We start from the raw sequence: 16,036 nt of genomic DNA on the forward strand, positions 1-16,036 counted from the left end.
ATTGAGCGAGATCATGAGTCATCCTTTCCTGACATCCCGTTACCTTGCTGCGATTGCAGCCATGCTGCTGTTGAACAGCAGCATGGCTAGTGCTGAGAGCCTGTACTCGGAGCAGCAATTCAGGCCGCTGACGGCAGACAACAAGGCGTTCCGTGTGGATGACGTCATTACCGTACAGGTTTATGAGAACGCGTCGGCTGCGGCAAACGCCGACACGGCAACGCGTCGCAAGAACGATGTGGGCGGCAACCTGACCGTGACACGCACCGCACCGTTCGCGGCCAACCTGAACGTTGCCGGAGACTTCGACGGTGGCGGCCGGACGAGCCGTGCGGGCAAGGTCCTCGCGCTGCTGACGGTGCGCGTGCAGGAGGTGCTGCCGAGTGGCGACCTTCGTGTTGCCGGTGAGCAGTTGCTGGTCATCAATGGTGAGCAGCAGCGTATCAACCTGGAGGGGCGCGTCCGGCCGCAGGACATCTCTGACGGCAACGTCGTGTTGTCGACGCGCATTGCCGATGCACGGATTACCTACGTGGGCGAGGGCGACTTGTCCGAACGGCAGACGCGCGCCTGGTGGCGCAAAGTGCTCGATTTTCTGGGGCTATGATGAGGATGTTCGCTGTTCAGCAGTGGCGCAGGCCGCTGCGGTGTGCCGTACTGGCCGTTGCTGCCGTACCGCTCCTGTTCAACGCGATGTCGGCATTTGCCATTGCAGATGCACCGGTGCGTGTGAAGGACCTCGGCAAGCTCCAGGGCTGGCGAGAGAATGCTCTGGTTGGCTACGGCATCGTGACGGGTCTTGCCGGCACCGGCGACGCCCCCACCAATCGCTCGACCAAACAGGCGCTGGCGAACGTTTTCTCCCAGTTCAACATGACGATTGCACCCGAGCAGGTGCAAAGCCGGAACGTGGCCGTCGTGATGGTCACCGCAGCGCTGCCGACATTTGCGCGCGAGGGCGACACGCTCGACGTCACCGTGACCTCTGCCGGTGATGCGCGCAGCCTGGTCGGCGGCACGCTGTTGCTGACGCCGCTCAAGGCACCCAACGGCCGTGTCTATGCGCTGGCCCAGGGGCCGCTATCCGTAGGTGGCTACCGTTACGACGCAAACGGTAACGTCGTACAGAAGAATCACCCCACGGTCGGCTCAGTTCCTGCAGGTGCAACGGTGGAAGTCGGCACTGGCGCGAACATGGTCGACGCACGCAAAAACATTACGTTCGTGCTAGCGGAGCCCGACTACACGACGGCCAACCGGGTTGCAGATGCGATCAATGCTCAGCTTGGTGTGCCGTTGGCAGAAGCTCGGGATGCTTCGGGCATTGAGATTCGGATTCCGGAATCGTTGCGTGAGCGCCCCGTGCAGTTCTTCTCGCGCATTGAGAACGTGACGGTCGAGCCTGACCGGCGCGCCAAAGTCGTGATCAATGAGCGCACGGGCACGGTCGTCACGGGCGGAGACGTGCGCATTGCCAAGGTAGCCATCTCGCACGGCGATCTGAAGATCTCGATTGCTACCGAGAATACGGTGTCGCAGCCGTTCTATATCGGCCACGGCGGTCCGGGCATACAGACCGCAATCGTTTCCAACTCGCGTGTGGATGTGGACGAGCGCAATGCGCCGGCCTTCGTGGCGGCCACCAACAACACCGTGGCAGATCTCGTGCAGGCGCTCGCTCAGATGAAGACAAACACGCGGGACATCATCTCGATCTTGCGTGCCGTCAAGGCGGCAGGCGCGCTACATGCGGAGTTGGTGGTCCAGTAACGCTTGGCCACCAGATACAAAACAGGCAAGGGGGAAAGAAGTGAATTCAGGAATCGAAGGCGTGACAACAGCGGCGTTGTCGCTGGCACTCGACGCGGCATCGCTGCAGCATCGGGTGCTCGCCGCCAATGTCGCCAACGCCAATACACCCGGCTATGTGCCGATGCGGCTGCAGTTTTCCGCGCAGATCGACGAGATGGCCGCGCGCCGGGCATCCGTGTCGGCAGATCCGGCGTCGATGTTTGCAGTTCGCATGTCGCTGCAGCCCGCCCAGGATGCAAGCGGTGCAATGACATCTGTGCAGCCAGACCAGGAGATGGCGGCGATGTCTGCCAACGCGCTGCAGTACCAGGCACTGGCGACGGCGCTGGATCGGCACTTCTCCGTGCTGCTCAGTGCTGTCTCGGACGGCAAACGATAGGCACAGACATCATGGACTACCAGCAATCCTTTGCAGTGAGCGCAGCGGGTATGAGCCTCGAGCGCATGCGCGTGGATATTTCGACGCTGAACCTGGCGAACGCCAACACCGTGATTGGAGCGGGCGGCACGACATTCCAGCCGATGAAGCTGGTGCCGTACGCGCGTACACCGCTCGCCATGGCGTCGGTCGCTGCCGGCGAAAGCACGTTCACGTCGATGATCAATCGCGCGCTGTCGGCGCCTGAGGCGCGCGTCGAACCAAGTCTCGCTCCTGTGCGCCGTGCCTACGAGCCGGGACACCCGTATGCAGACACACAAGGATTCGTGTCGTATCCCGGTGTGGATACCGCGACGGAAATGATGACGATGATGTCTGCCACGCGTGCCTACGAGGCCAACGTGGCCGCCATGACGATGGCCCGCACGATGGCCATGAAAGCACTTGAAATTGGAGGTAAGCAATGACGGTTGCGGCACAGATCGAGGCAGTAGCGGGCGTCGTCTCGCAAGTTGTCAGCCCCACGATGCCTACCGGGGCGGAGGTCGCGGCGGCACCGTCCGCACGAGCCGATGCCACGACATCGTTCGGCAGCATGGTGAGTACGGGTCTGGAGCAGGTGAACCAGGCGCTGTTGACCAGCCAACAGGACATGCAGAACCTCGCAATCGGGAATGTACAGAGCCTGCATCAGGTCATGGTGCGCCTGGAAGAAAGCAAGATCGCGTTTCAACTGATGCTGCAGGTGCGCAATCGTGTGCTCGAGTCGTACCAAGACATCATGCGGACGCAGGTGTGACGGCGTGTCCGTCAAAGAAGACAACGGGGATGAGTAGCAGGGGGTGATGTGCTGAAGGACTTCTGGACCAGCCTTTCCGGAGCACGCCGGATTGGTTTGATTGTCGGCGCAGTAGCGATCGTTGGCGCAACGACGCTCGCCGGCGTTTGGCTGCTTCGAGCCAATGAGCAGGTGTTGTTCTCGGGCCTGTCGCCGCAGGATGCCTCTGTGATGATGGCCGAGCTCGACAGGATGAAGGTGCCGTATCGTCTTGCGGACGAGGGCGCCACGATCCTGACGGAGGCAGACGTCGTCCACAAGACGCGCCTCAAGCTCATGGGCAAGGAGTTGCCGCTGCACGGTGGCGTCGGATTTGAACTGTTCAATGCCGGCGATTTCGGGATGACGGAGTTCGCGCAGAAGGTCAACTATCAGCGCGCGCTGCAAGGGGAATTGACCCGAACCATCCTCTCGATCGCGGACGTGAAGTCGGCGCGGATTCATATTGCGTTGGCGGAAGACGGGCTATTCAAGCGCGCGGACAACAAGCCGAAGGCTTCGGTGACCATCGCCTTGAAGGACGGACATACGCTGACGCCCGAGCAGACGGCCGGCATCCAGCGGCTGGTGGCGGCGTCCGTTCCGGGGCTCATCAGCCAGGACGTCACCATCGTCAACGAGCAGGGCATTGCGCTGACGCGCAGTGCTCAGGCGAGCGCAGGTGGGGACGGCTCCGCAAGGCTTGACCTGAAGCGCGATACCGAGAATGCGCTGGCCAAGAAGGCCACCGAGGTGCTCGAGAAAACCTTTGGTACAGGTCAGGCGATTGCAAGCGTTGACGTCACGCTGAACATGGATGCGGTGCGCATCACAACAGAGGACGTGGTTGGCACGCCGGGCCGTGGCAATCAGGCATTGACTGGCGTGGTCGTGCGTGAGCGCGAGAGCAGTCATGATGGCGGGCTGCCGCTGGGGGTGCGCGACGCAGGTAGTGGCAGTACTCAGCGCGAGGTCGATTACCAAGTCGGCAAGCGGGTGGAGCAGGTCATTGGCCAGCCCGGTTCCGTTAAGCGCATGCAGGTACTGGCGGTCATCAAGCCTCAGCTTTCATCTGAGCAGATCGAGCACGCGAAGGCCCTGGTTGCGACGGCGACCGGGATCATGCCCGAGCGAGGCGACGTGGTACTGGTGCAGACGATGGGTACGTACAGCGCCAACGTGGTCACCCCCGCGAGCCCGATGCCGGCAACGCCAACTGCCGAAGTTGCACCGTCGTCGGTCGTGAACGAATCGAGGTTGAGCAGCCCTCGTGCAATCGCTTCGGGTTACGGCGTGCCGATACTCTTGATGGCGGTACTGTGCCTTGTCCTCGGATGGTGGATCGGTCGGGGCCGCAACAAGGCTGATGTGGCGGCCCCCGGCATGAGTGACGCAGAGCGCGCGGCAATGCTTGCGCAGATGCAGAGCTGGTTGCAGGCGTCGGGCAAGGCTGACCGCATGGGCGATGGAGGCCGCGTATGAACGCGATGTCGGATCTGGTCCAGGCGGGAGGCGAAGATGGGCTTCGTCACACGGCGCTGGCGCTGCATGCGATGACTGCTGCAGACCGCGCGTGGATGCTCGATCAATTGCCTCAGCACACGCGTGCGCAGTTGCTTGCCTTGCTGGATGAGCTTGTCACGCTTGGTCTGCCAAAAGACCGCATGTTGTTGGCTGCAACCAGGGTGGCGGCACCATCGGCCAGCGCACCGAGACCCGCAGTGGACCCGCTGCAAGTTCAACTGATCGCGCAAGTTGCGGCGCTGTCGCCCGACGCGGTGGTCAAGGTCCTGCGACGTGAGCCTGCGGCATTTGCCGCTGCCCTGATGGCGATTTCCGCATGGCCGTGGCGAGCAGAAGTCATGCAGCGGATTGGCGCAACCCAGGCCCGCCGCATTGCGGAGGTCTCGATGACATACACCGCATTGCCAGGCAAAGCGCGTGACGTTGCGATGCTGGAGGCCACGCTAGCTGGCGTCGCGATGGCTCAGCCGGAGGATACAGAGCACCGGGTGCGATCCACTGCGCAGGTGAAGCGCCGCGTGTCTTGGAATCTGGCCGGCCTGATTCAGTCGTTGTCGAGAAAGGTCCAGGCATGAGCCAGCGCCCCATCTCTCATGTGTTGCGCGCTGTTGCACTGGAAGGTGCGCCTCGCACGCTTGTCCGGCCACAGGCATCTGCGGCAGTCCAGGCGCCGGTAGCTGCGGGAACCGCTGAGGGGGCAGGCGGCATCCCGACGGTACTGGTGGAGGAGACTGCCGAAGCCGCATCGCGCGGCTTCGAGCAGGGGTACGAACGCGGCCTACGGGAAGGGCTGGCGGATGCGGAGAAAAAGGTCGAGCAAGCAACCCAGCAGGCAGTGCGGACGGTGCAGTCTGAGGCCGAAGCGGCTCGGGATAGCGAGCGCAAGCGTATCGATGCCGCACTCGCCGAGCACGCCGCGGTGACGCGGCGCGTGCTTGAACAGGTTCAACAGAGCTTGACAGCCGGCCTGCGCAGTATTGAGGAGCAAGCAATCGGTCTTGCGTTCGAGGCGGTCTGTCGTGTCGTTGGTGACGCAGCAGCGAGCCCTGCAGCCGTGCGCGCCGTGGTCGGTCAGGCACTGAACGAGCTGGCTGGAAAACCGGTGCTGCGCGTGCGCATGCGCCCAGATGATCTGGCGACGCTGCAAACCGGTGCCGATCTGCAGACGATGTTCTTGGGTTTTCCCGGCATCAGCTGGGTCGCAGATGAGACGATTGCCGTGGGCGGGTGTGTTGTTGATACGGCAACGGGTACGCTGGATGCGCGGCTTGAAGTCCAATTGCGCAGTCTTGGAAATGCATGGCGCAAATCAGTGTCTGAGGTGGGCGATGACGCACGGAGCACAGCCCTCAAAGCCGAGGGGAGGGTGTCGTGAGCGGCATCTTGGCTGCGGCGCGGCGCGCGACAGCACACACCGTGTTGACTGAACGTACCGGTACGGTGCGCGCGCTTTCCGGCCTCGTGATCGAGTCCGAGGGGCCGGATGCCGTTATCGGTGAAATCTGCGCGATTACTCCTCGGCGTGGAGGGGCGCCCGTGATGGCCGAGATCGTCGGCGTGCGCCCGGGTGCCGTAACGCTGATGCCTTACGCATCGGCGGTTGGTCTGGGCGCTGGCAGCAAGGTTGTGGCGATGGGCCGTACCGCCAGCATCGGCGTGGGAGATGCGCTGCTGGGCCGCGTCATCGATGGCTTTGGCGAGCCGCTCGATGGACTGCCGCGGCCAGTCTGCGTGGAGCGCAGGCCGTTGCATGCCACACCGCTCAATCCGATGGATCGTCCCCGGATCAATCGCGTGCTGGAGACCGGAGTGCGCAGCATCGATACGCTGCTGACTCTGGGGCAGGGGCAGCGCATGGGCATTTTTGCTGGCAGCGGTGTGGGCAAGAGCACGCTGCTCGGGATGATCGCTCGGCATGTGACAGCAGACATCAACGTCATTGCACTGATCGGTGAGCGTGGTCGGGAAGTACGGGAGTTCATCGAGAAGCAGCTCGACCAGGACGGGTTGAAACGCTCAGTGGTGGTCGTGGCGACATCGGATCAGCCCGCGTTGGCGCGCCTGCATGCAGCGTATGCCGCCGTCGCCATTGCCGAATCATTTCGCGATGCCGGCAAGCAGGTGTTGTTGACCATGGATTCGATCACCCGTTTGGCCATGGCCCGACGTGAGATCGGACTGTCTGCAGGGGAGCCACCTACGGCGCGTGGATACACCCCATCTGTTTTTGCAGAGCTGCCGCAACTGTGCGAACGCTGTGGTACCGCGAGCAGCGGAGGCAGTATCACGGCGCTGCTGACGGTGCTCGTGGAAGGTGACGATATGAACGAGCCCATCGCCGATACGCTGCGTGCCACCCTCGATGGTCACATCGTGCTTTCACGCGCGCTGGCGCATCGCGGTCAGTATCCGGCCATCGATGTATTGCAGAGTGCCAGCCGCCTGATGTCCGAACTGACGGATGCGCCAACGCGTACGTTGGCCACCGAGACAGTCAGGCAGCTCGCAATTCTCGAGCGGAACCGGCAACTGGTGGACATTGGCGCCTACGAACCCGGTGCAAACGCCGAGCTCGATACTGCACTGACGCTTGAGCCGGCATTGCGCGCGTTCCTATCGCAGGCAGAAGGTGGTCAGCCACGGAAAGCGTCGCTGCAGGCATTGGCGGAGCTGCTGGCTCCGGCAGCACCCACGTCGCAGATCGTACCGCCAGCTTCTCGGCAGCCAGCGCAGCCTTCGCGACATGCCGCATCGTTTGCGCCTCCGGGCGCTAAGCAGGTGAGCGCCGGTGCCGGAGTTGAGCATGGATAGCCGTGGGTTCCGCTACGGTCTGGAGCCAGTGCTCAAGCGTTCCAGCTGGCAATTGGATGCCGCCACCCGAGCGCTTGCAGAGGCCACGACTGCGCTGGCGACGCAGCGAGATCGCCATGCCCAGTTGCAGGCGGATCACGCCGCTGCCGTGACTGCGGTTGCGGCGGACGACGGTGTATCCGTGGACGTCGCGCAACGTGCGCTTGCCTTGCGCTATCTGGGCAGGACGCAGGCTCGGCTCGAGGAAAGCGCGCAACAGGTGCGCGCCTGTAACGAAGCGCGGGAGCGGGCACAGGCTGCACTTGGCGAGGCACACCGTTCAGCAGAGTTGCTCGCGCAGCATCGGGAAGGCAGCCGTCGAGCGTATGCGGAAGCCTGTGCACGTGGCGCCGCGGTCGAGGCCGACAACGATTGGACCGCGCGCCGGGCGTGGCAACGCACCAACGCGCAGACGTCTGGCAATGGAGATGAGGCATGAAGCCGCTGCCCTATGGTTTGCTGCCGGACAAGGCCGATGCCGCCAGGGGGGCTGAGGTTACGTTGCCTTCCGCCGGCGACGCTGCGGCATGGCAGCGGGAAATGGAGCGCGCTCAGACGCAGGACTGGTTTCAAGGTGCGACGCGCTATAGCGGCCGTCTTCTTGCAGAGCCGGAGGCGGCATCGCGGTCGACGGTGGTGGGGGTGCCGGGGCGCCAGGCATCAGCCGATGGTACGTTGACTGCATCTCGACACTTGGCAATGCAGGCGCTTCGTCTGGATCTCGCTGCGAGCGCTGATTCCGATACCAGACCAGCCCAGCAGAAGGAATGGCCGGTGCCACCCGAGGCGCGAGGATATGTTGGTCAATGGGTGCGGCCGGTGGGGGCGTCCACACAGGACCCAGCGGCCACGGCGGTCCGGGCGTCAACAGAGGGACGCATGCCGCTAGGCGCGATGCCCGAGAGCGTGGACTACGGAGTAGAGGGAGCTGTGCCCATGCGCTTGCATCTGGAGATCGGTGAGGAGGGCGGACGTCTTTGGATCGGGGCGGCCCAAACCGATCCCGAGCAGATTGCACAGGCGGTTGCCTATGTGCGCCAGCGCCTGGCTGCGCGTGGCATTGGGTTGGCTGACGTCGTCTGCAATGGCAAATCATGGAACGGAAACCTGACCGCACGCGCCGCACAGGCGCCGCAGGTCAACTATCCCATCGAGGGGGAACACAATGGCAACGGTTGATAGTGTTGGTAGCACGAGCTTGCAGTCGGGGTCTATCGGGCTGCAGGATTTCCTCAAGATCCTGCTGACGCAGTTGACGTATCAGGATCCGCTCAAGCCCATGGACAACCAGGAGTTCATGGCGCAGATCGCACAGTTCACCTCGCTCGAACAGACGCAGCAGATCAATACCAAGCTTGATACGCTGCTTTCCAGCCAATCCTCGCTGCAATCAGTGGGGCTGATCGGCAAGACGGTGGAGGTAAAGACGCAATCAGGTACGGCGACGGGCACGGTGTCGTCGCTGTCGCTGGCAAGCGGTTCGCCGCAGCTGACCATTACCACGACCAGCGGTACCACGTTGTCGGGTATCAGCTTGTCGCAGATCAACACGGTCCGCTAACGGCCGATCGCAACAGGGGAGCGCACCATGCTCGACTCAATCTACCTGGGCATGACCGGCCTGATGGGATATTCCCAGGGGCTGAAGGTGATCGCCAACAACACGGCCAACATGAACACGCCGGGCTTCAAGAGCTCGACACTGCAGTTTGGCGATCTGGTCTACAACGACCCTACCAGCGGTGATGCCGGCGGGCCCGGAATGCAGCACGGCAAGGGGTTTGGCCTCGCCGCGTATGGCACCGCACTGAACTTCAATCCAGGTGAATTGCGTCAGACCGGCAATGCCATGGATGTGGCGGTGGATGGGCTGGGCATGTTCACCGTGCAGGATGCAGACGGCAACGTTCGCTATACCCGTTCCGGTCAGTTCCAGTTCGATGACGCGGGCTTGTTGGTCACGCGCGTGGGCGGGCTCAAAGTGTTCGGTATCGATGCCAACGGCAACACCGGGATCGTCTCGCTGGACGGCTCTCGCGCATCGCCCCCCAAGCCTACCGGCACGGTCAAGTTCTCGGGCAACCTGTCCAGCACGGCGACCGAGCAAACCGTGGGTAGTGTCAATGTTTATGACAGCACTGGTACGCAACATACGCTGTCGGTCAAGTTCACCAACGGCAGCGCGACCAACCCCGGGAGTTGGACCTTGTCGGTTCTGGACGGTACGACTGCCGTCGGTACCGGAACGTTGCTTTTCAAGGACGGCAAGCCCGACTCCGCTTCGTCGCTGATGAAGTTCGACTACACGCCGGCCGGGCAGTCCCCGATGACGGTCACGCTCGATTTTAGTAAGGACGTAACCTCGTTTGCGTCGGGCAATCTGTCCACGTTGGCGGCATCGGGCCAAGACGGTTTTGGGTCTGGCACGTTGTCTAACGTCAGCTTCGATACCGATGGCTTTGTCGTTCTCACTTATTCCAATGGGCAAACCAAGAAGGGAGACCGGCTGGTGCTGGGCCGCTTCGATACTGCAGATGCCATCGAGTCGGTAGGCAACAACTTGTTTCGCTCAACGAACAACGCGCACTGGCACACCGGTACGGCCAACAGCGACGCATTCGGTGGCATCAAGGCTTCAACGGTGGAGATTTCCAACGTCAACCTCTCACAGGAGTTCAGCGACTTGGTGATCATGCAGCGCGGTTACCAAGCGTCGTCACAGGTCATCTCCACGGCCAATGACATGATCCAGGAACTCTATTCAATGAAGAGCAAGGCATGACGGCGTTGCATCACGATGCCAAATCGCCAGTGCGTGCGCTGGTCTGGTGGCAGCCTGCAGATCTGGGTGCCTTGCGTGAGCACCTCGAGGCCAGGCTCGCGAGCTTCGGCCGTGCGTGGGGGCTTGAACTGTCGCTGGGGCCGCTGACCAACGCGTGCGACGCGGAGCGGTCGATTCTGATGCCGCCATTGAGCGCGTGGTCGAGTCTTGCCGACACGCTTGATCGTTGTCGCGGTATCTGGATGGCTGGGGCGGATTCACTGCCGGTGATGCTGCGCCGTGCGCTGTTCGGCACCGAGGATGTGCTTGGCCGCGCGGCAAGCGAGAGCGCCGGAGAGCCCATGTCGGCAGAGGTTGCGGCCAAGGCGTGGAAGGCGTTGTGCGAGGCGCTCGGCGGTGAACACCCAGGGGCAACAAGCGAGGTCGAGCAACCGTTTCACGCAGCCGATTTTCCGTCGAAGCAGCGCTTGCCTTGGTCCGGCGCGGTGACCGGCCTGCTGACCTTGCGAGGTGTCACAACCGTAGATCTGCCATTGCACCTGGAACCGACGCGCGCGCGCGAATGGATACCGGTGCGTGCCAACGCTCAGAAGGCGGCGCAACCTGCGCGCGTACTTACCCCCCTTTTTGACGCGCTAAGCCGCCAGCCGCTTCGTGTTGCGGTCCGGCTGGCGGAAGTCGATCTGGATTTGAAAGCGCTGATGACATTGCGTGCGGGTGACGTGGTGACGGTGCCTCAAGGGTTGCACGAGCCGACCAAGCTGTTTCTGCTGCAGGCAGATCAGGGTAGCGCATGCCTCGCCAGCGGCCATCTCGGGGCCGTCGACAACGCCAAAGGCATTCAACTCCAGGCGAGCCGTGAAAAGGCCGTTACTTCATTCAAAACCTGATCATCATGTCCAAACAAGAGTTGTCCCAAGCTGGTGCCCATACCAGCGAAGAAAATCCCGTCACGGCGCAGACCTTGACCTATGAGCCGCTAACGCCGGCGGTGTCAAACAGCGGCGGTGCCGTGTTGCAGTCGACCAGCCCGCTGTTGGCCGTCAGGGCGCGGCTCGAGGTTTGCGTGGGTGAGACCGAGTTGACGGTCGGAGAATTGCTGGCGGCCAAGGACGGGCACGTGCTGCGTTTGGATCGGACGGTTGACCAGCCGGTCGACATTCGGCTCGACGGCAAGGTCGTGGCTCGAGGCCTTCTGGTGGCAGTGGGAGAGAGCTTCGCCGTACGCCTGACGGAACTGCCCGTGCCTTTGGTGCCCTGAGATGTCGCAATCAGCAAAGCCTCTCCCGGTCGAGAGTCCCGGCACGTCGTCTTCGACGGCGGTCGCGTCCACCCCTGCGCCGTTGCCGTTCCGGCAGGATGAGGATCCTGTTTCCACCACAACCGGCGCGGTCATCTTGCTGTTGCTCGTGGTGGCCGTCGCCGCGCTATGGGCGGTCGGCCGTCGGCAGACGCAATCCACATGGCTTGCGCGTGCGTTGGGCCGACAGACAACGCCGGGTGCGGCAGGCAAGCACATCGTCGTATCCGCATCGACGAACCTGACGCCCAATGTGCGACTGCATGTCGTGGAGTGGGATGGCGGCCAGGTGCTTGTCTCGGCGAACACGGCAGGTCAGGTGACCGTGCTGCAGGAGCGTCAGGTTATCGGTGGCGCCGTGGCGGAGGGTGTGTCGCGATGACGATGCTGTTTGGGCGCGTACGCCTGCTTTGGCTGGTGATGTTGCTGGTGGCGCCCTTGGCCGGCCCTGCCATGGCGGCTGCGTCAGACGCGCAGGCGGAAACCGTGGTGACGTTGCTGGGCGACGACTTGCCAGCCAGTGCGGTGACGCCGGCGGGCTCGATCGCGATTGAACGCACAAAACCAACGGTTCCGGATACACCGGCTCCAAAGAGCACGCGGGGTCCGGAGCGGCCCGCCAATCGTGTCAGTGCCGCACCGATCCAAGGAGGGACGGTGACTCGCGCGCCCGACATTCGCATCTCGCCGGGCGAAACCACGTTTGCGTTGCGGGCCGTGATCGGGCTGACGGTGCTGGCCGTGCTGCCCGCGATGCTGATCTGCCTGACGGCGTTCCTGCGGATCATCATCGTCCTGTCCATGTTGCGCCATGCAATGGGGATGCCAGAGACGCCCCCGAATACGGCGCTGATCGGCTTGGCACTCTTTCTGACCCTCTTCACGATGGCGCCAGTGCTGCAAACGGTGAATACCGAGTCCGTGCAGCCGTTCATGCAGGGGCGCATCAACATGGAGCAAGCCTATGAGAAGGCCAGTGGCCCGATGCGCGAGTTCATGGTGCGGCAGACGCGCGAGCAGGACTTGGCACTGATGGTGGAGCTGTCGAAGGCCAAGAAGCCGGAGACGATGGACGACATCAGCAATGTCCAGTTGATTCCGGCGTTCATGCTCTCCGAGCTGCGCGCGGCTTTCCAGATTGGCTTCGTCGTTTTCTTGCCGTTCCTGTTGATCGACCTGATCGTGTCCAGCATTCTCATGGCGCTTGGCATGATGATGATGCCTCCGATGACGATCGCCTTGCCGTTGAAGATCCTCATGTTCATCCTCATCGACGGCTGGAGTGTCTTGCTGAAAGCCCTGGTGGGCTCTTTCCACTGAGTCGCGACATGGCTTCGATCATCGACGCAGACGACGGGGAGCACGAGCCGCAACATGCAGCTGCGGCGCCGGCCGAGGAGGCATTGCTCTGGCAGCAGTTCCGTGAGCATCAGCGCGCAGAGGACCGCGATGCGCTGATTCGTCACTATCTGCCGTATGCGCACACGGTGGCGGCAACCTACTATGCGCGCCGCATTCACGACGAGATCGAGTTTGACGAGTACCGGCAGTTCGCGATCGTCGGCCTGGTGGAGTCTGTAGACCGCTATGCGGACGACCGCGGCGCGCAGTTCAAAACGTTTGCTTCGCGGCGGATGCATGGGGCGATCCTGAATGGCCTCGAGCGCATGACAGAGAAGCAGCAACAGATTGCCCTGCGAATGCGTCTGCGACAGGAGCGGATGAAGGAGATCAAGGACGCCGCGCGGGAAAGTGCTGAGGAGGCGCAGGCACGCGAAGGCAGCCGGGCGGCAAAGGCGGCACCATTCCGCTACCTTGCCGAGGTCGGGATCGGTATGGCGTTGACCTTTCTCCTGGAGGGCACAGGCCTGATAGAAAGCGATGCGCTCGCCAGTGCACCTGCGCCTCATTACTATGGAAGCATTGAGTTTCGGCAACTGCAGCAGCGGCTGCGCTATTTCATCGGTACGCTTTCCGCGCAGGAGCAGACGGTTATTCGCTCACACTACCTGCAAGAGATCAGCTTTGATGAGATTGCGGGCATGCTGGGCGTAACCAAGGGGCGGGTCGCGCAGATTCATCGTGCCGCGCTGGAGAAGTTGTGCAAGTCCTTGCAATCCCATCATCCTTCTGACGTAGCGTGGTAACGCGGCATCAGACCAGAACATGACAACCATGGCAAACGACATGACTACCGCAGATCGCCTCACGCGCCTTGAGCAGTACCTGCGGGAAGACCCAAACAATCTGACGTTGCTTGAAGAGGCATTCGACGCCGCCTTTGCCGCCGGCGAGTGGCAGCGTGCTCGGTTTCACCTGAGGCATGCGCAGGCCCTTGGCGTGACCGGAGCCATTGTGGAGTTCCGCGAGAGCCGAATCGACATGGCAATGCGCCGCTGGGCGGACGCCCGGGCGCGGTTGGAAACATTGAAGATGGCACCTGACCTCTCCGACGAGGCCAGGGATGCTATCGAGCATGACATCGCCTATACGGTGTTCCGCGAAGGCGATTTTGCCGCTGCCCATGATCGGCTGGTGGGGCGCATGCTGGCGGAACAGGCAACGCCATCGCCGGCGTTGCAGGTGCTTTGGTTGCGTACGCTTCACCAGGCTGGAGAGCTCAAGCAAGCCATTGAATGGGCCCGCGCACGGACCGCGAACGGGACACTGGCATCGGATGCGATGGGTGTTGCGAGCTTGGCGGCACTGGATCTTGGCGAGATGGACGCGACACAGGCGTGGGCTGCCGCTGCGTTGCAGAAGAACGGTCAGCAGCTGGAGGCGCTGGTTGCGGCGGGCAGCGTTGCGCTGGCACGCCGGGATGCAGCGCAAGCCAGAGAGCTGCTGCGCCGCGCGTTGAGCGTTCACGCGGAGGACGGTCGCGCCTGGTCGGCACTGGGGTTTGCGGAACTGCTGGAGCTGCAGCTGGAAGCTGCGCTCTTTGCCTTCCATCAGGCTGTCCGGTTCATGCCTGCCCACGTGGGCACCTGGAATGGCCTGGGTTGGACCCACGTCGTGCGCCGCGACATGGACGCCGCGGTACAGGCGTTCGAACAAGCGGTGGCGCTGGATCGCAACTTCGGCGAAAGCCATGGCGGTCTTGCCGTGGCGTACGCATTCCTGGGCCAGCGAGAACTGGCGGAAAGCGAGATCGCCCGTGCGCGCGGCCTCGACGGCAATGGCTTGGCTACGCAATACGCCAGCGCCATACTGGCTGGTGAAGTCAGTGACGTTGAATCGATTCAACGCCTTGCAACCAAGCTGCTCACGCGTCGGTTTGGGTCTGCCGACGGCACGATGGCGGGTTGAAACACACCTGCTTTCAAAGGCGCGTTGGCGCCCAGGCAAAGAAAAACGGCCCGTTCATGCGGGCCGTTTTTTTTCGTTCTAGATCAGCAGGCGCGTCGCCTCTTTGATGGCAGCTGCAATTTCTGGATCCGCCTCCATTTGCTTCTGGACGTCATCTACCAGCTGATAAAAGTGTGCGTCGTTCATGAGCGCTTCACCAAACTCGGCCAGCAGTACAGATTCCAGGAAGACGCGAAAGGCCTTGCGGCCACGCTCAGGGTCGTTGGGGTCGATGGCTGCAACCCGCCGTGCGATCACGGCGGCCAGATCCGAATCCTGCCCGGCAGCATGTGTTGCATCGCGTTTGGATGCCTCTTTGCGCGTGCCGGAAGCGTTCGTGCGGCGACTGCCCAGCGAGGCGACCTCCGCACGAATCATTGCTGCGAGGCGGCTCGCGCCGTCGATCTGTGTCATGAATACTTGAAAGCGAGGGAGGGGCCGGGCGACGTACCGGCTTTAGTTGAGCGAGCCGTAGTTGGAGAGCAATACGTGCGCGCCCGAGGGCGGCTCCTCGGCCACCGGCTGAGCGGCAGCCTCCGCCTGCTGCGGTGTGGGGCGGCCGTCGGTGCCGGGCAACTCCGCCATGCGCTGCAGCACCATCGCGATATCCGCATTGAGCGGTGCGTTGTCGGTGTTGGCCGTCATGCCGGCCTGGAACAGCGACGCCGCATCCGCGAAGTTGTCCTGCGCCAGTTGTGCGAAACCCTGCACGAACAGGGACAGCGCATTCTGTGGCCCCAGCTCCAGCAATGGCTGCCAGCTCAGCATCGCCATGGGCACATTGCCCGAGGTGAACTGCAGCAGGCCGAGCTGATAGCGCGCGATATGCAACTGCGGATCAGCGAGCACCGCCCTGGCATAGGCGGACTCCGCCTCCGCATACCGGCCGATTTGCGCGAGCTCACCCCCCGCCAGCAAGTGAGGGACGGCCGAGTGCGGCACGAGTTCGCTGACACGGGCGAACAGAGACAGCGCAGTCTCGCTGTCGTTGCGCTGGCTGGCCGCGATGGCATCGCGCAGCAGCGCGTCAGGATCTGAAGTTTGCAATGCTGACAACCCTTCCAGGGGACGAACAGACACAGCTTGCCTTGGCAAGTGCGGTAGATGGTTTTTGGCCGATTTCCTGGGGTAAGCAGCCGCTCGGAGTATATCCGCACGTTTTTCATTCTGTTTAGCGCAAAGCCAAGCGTGCGATGCTCCTGCCGCGAGATTGATGTGCGCCGC

At 62.7% G+C, this 16,036-nt stretch carries 21 protein-coding genes; 19 read left to right on the top strand and 2 right to left on the bottom strand.

All coding sequences use genetic code 11. The annotated features are described in order from the left end of the window. The first annotated feature begins 13 nt into the window (after positions 1–13). From ACS13N_RS24260 to ACS13N_RS24350, 19 genes are read left to right on the top strand one after another with little or no spacing between them, the layout of a single operon-like run. The gene (locus ACS13N_RS24260; RefSeq protein WP_438934140.1) at positions 14–607 is read left to right on the top strand and encodes a flagellar basal body L-ring protein FlgH; all 594 of its coding nucleotides are present in this window, start codon (positions 14–16) and stop codon (positions 605–607) included. 5 nt (positions 608–612) lie between these two features. Next, the gene (locus ACS13N_RS24265; RefSeq protein ID WP_438934141.1) at positions 613–1,770 is read left to right on the top strand and encodes a flagellar basal body P-ring protein FlgI; all 1,158 of its coding nucleotides are present in this window, start codon (positions 613–615) and stop codon (positions 1,768–1,770) included. Between the two features lie 40 nt (positions 1,771–1,810). Beyond that, entirely contained in the window at positions 1,811–2,191 is a 381-nt protein-coding gene (gene flgB, locus ACS13N_RS24270) for a flagellar basal body rod protein FlgB (protein ID WP_438934142.1), read from the top strand. A gap of 11 nt (positions 2,192–2,202) precedes the next feature. Beyond that, positions 2,203–2,658 carry a flagellar basal body rod protein FlgC gene (gene flgC / locus ACS13N_RS24275; protein ID WP_438934143.1) on the top strand — a complete coding sequence of 152 codons (456 nt, stop codon included), beginning with the start codon at positions 2,203–2,205 and terminating at the stop codon, positions 2,656–2,658. After that, positions 2,655–2,990, top strand: coding sequence for a flagellar hook-basal body complex protein FliE (fliE, locus tag ACS13N_RS24280; protein WP_438934144.1), 336 nt, complete (start codon positions 2,655–2,657; stop codon positions 2,988–2,990). The genes flgC and fliE overlap by 4 nt, the downstream gene beginning before the upstream one ends. A 48-nt stretch (positions 2,991–3,038) precedes the next feature. Next, entirely contained in the window at positions 3,039–4,490 is a 1,452-nt protein-coding gene (gene fliF / locus ACS13N_RS24285; RefSeq protein WP_438934145.1) for a flagellar basal-body MS-ring/collar protein FliF, read from the top strand. Next, positions 4,487–5,107: a hypothetical protein gene (locus ACS13N_RS24290; protein WP_438934146.1), complete on the top strand. Its 621-nt coding sequence runs from the start codon at positions 4,487–4,489 to the stop codon at positions 5,105–5,107. The genes fliF and ACS13N_RS24290 overlap by 4 nt, the downstream gene beginning before the upstream one ends. Further along, complete coding sequence (locus tag ACS13N_RS24295) at positions 5,104–5,907, top strand: FliH/SctL family protein (RefSeq protein ID WP_438934147.1); 804 nt, start codon at positions 5,104–5,106, stop codon at positions 5,905–5,907. Before ACS13N_RS24290 ends, ACS13N_RS24295 begins: the two co-directional genes overlap by 4 nt. Before the next feature lie 8 nt (positions 5,908–5,915). Next, entirely contained in the window at positions 5,916–7,343 is a 1,428-nt protein-coding gene (locus tag ACS13N_RS24300; RefSeq protein WP_438934148.1) for a FliI/YscN family ATPase, read from the top strand. Further along, positions 7,336–7,821 (top strand): hypothetical protein, encoded by a 486-nt coding sequence (locus ACS13N_RS24305; RefSeq protein WP_438934149.1) that lies wholly within the window; start codon positions 7,336–7,338, stop codon positions 7,819–7,821. Before ACS13N_RS24300 ends, ACS13N_RS24305 begins: the two co-directional genes overlap by 8 nt. Further along, on the top strand, positions 7,818–8,561 hold the full coding sequence (locus ACS13N_RS24310; protein ID WP_438934150.1) for a hypothetical protein: 744 nt from the start codon (positions 7,818–7,820) through the stop codon (positions 8,559–8,561). The genes ACS13N_RS24305 and ACS13N_RS24310 overlap by 4 nt, the downstream gene beginning before the upstream one ends. Beyond that, entirely contained in the window at positions 8,548–8,943 is a 396-nt protein-coding gene (locus ACS13N_RS24315; RefSeq protein ID WP_438934151.1) for a flagellar hook capping FlgD N-terminal domain-containing protein, read from the top strand. Before ACS13N_RS24310 ends, ACS13N_RS24315 begins: the two co-directional genes overlap by 14 nt. A 27-nt stretch (positions 8,944–8,970) precedes the next feature. After that, positions 8,971–10,164, top strand: a complete 1,194-nt coding sequence (locus tag ACS13N_RS24320; protein WP_438934152.1) for a flagellar hook protein FlgE — start codon at positions 8,971–8,973, stop codon at positions 10,162–10,164. Beyond that, complete coding sequence (locus tag ACS13N_RS24325) at positions 10,161–11,054, top strand: FliM/FliN family flagellar motor switch protein (protein ID WP_438934153.1); 894 nt, start codon at positions 10,161–10,163, stop codon at positions 11,052–11,054. Before ACS13N_RS24320 ends, ACS13N_RS24325 begins: the two co-directional genes overlap by 4 nt. Positions 11,055–11,059: 5 nt before the next feature. Continuing rightward, entirely contained in the window at positions 11,060–11,425 is a 366-nt protein-coding gene (locus tag ACS13N_RS24330; RefSeq protein WP_438934154.1) for a FliM/FliN family flagellar motor switch protein, read from the top strand. 1 nt (position 11,426) lies between these two features. Next, positions 11,427–11,846: a flagellar biosynthetic protein FliO gene (locus ACS13N_RS24335; RefSeq protein WP_438934155.1), complete on the top strand. Its 420-nt coding sequence runs from the start codon at positions 11,427–11,429 to the stop codon at positions 11,844–11,846. Beyond that, positions 11,843–12,784, top strand: coding sequence for a flagellar type III secretion system pore protein FliP (gene fliP / locus ACS13N_RS24340; RefSeq protein ID WP_438934156.1), 942 nt, complete (start codon positions 11,843–11,845; stop codon positions 12,782–12,784). Before ACS13N_RS24335 ends, fliP begins: the two co-directional genes overlap by 4 nt. An 8-nt stretch (positions 12,785–12,792) precedes the next feature. After that, positions 12,793–13,611: a sigma-70 family RNA polymerase sigma factor gene (locus ACS13N_RS24345; RefSeq protein WP_438934157.1), complete on the top strand. Its 819-nt coding sequence runs from the start codon at positions 12,793–12,795 to the stop codon at positions 13,609–13,611. A 19-nt stretch (positions 13,612–13,630) separates the two neighbouring features. Continuing rightward, positions 13,631–14,773 carry a hypothetical protein gene (locus ACS13N_RS24350; RefSeq protein WP_438934158.1) on the top strand — a complete coding sequence of 381 codons (1,143 nt, stop codon included), beginning with the start codon at positions 13,631–13,633 and terminating at the stop codon, positions 14,771–14,773. Positions 14,774–14,851: 78 nt separating this feature from the next. On the opposite strand, the gene ACS13N_RS24355 is transcribed toward ACS13N_RS24350, so the two are convergent. Then, complete coding sequence (locus tag ACS13N_RS24355; RefSeq protein WP_438934159.1) at positions 14,852–15,226, bottom strand: hypothetical protein; 375 nt, start codon at positions 15,224–15,226, stop codon at positions 14,852–14,854. A gap of 42 nt (positions 15,227–15,268) precedes the next feature. After that, the gene (locus ACS13N_RS24360) at positions 15,269–15,859 is read right to left on the bottom strand and encodes a hypothetical protein (RefSeq protein WP_438934160.1); all 591 of its coding nucleotides are present in this window, start codon (positions 15,857–15,859) and stop codon (positions 15,269–15,271) included. Between the last annotated feature and the right edge of the window lie 177 nt (positions 15,860–16,036).

The sequence above is a fragment of the Ralstonia sp. 24A2 genome (assembly GCF_051783885.1).
In the GTDB taxonomy this organism is placed as follows: domain Bacteria; phylum Pseudomonadota; class Gammaproteobacteria; order Burkholderiales; family Burkholderiaceae; genus Ralstonia.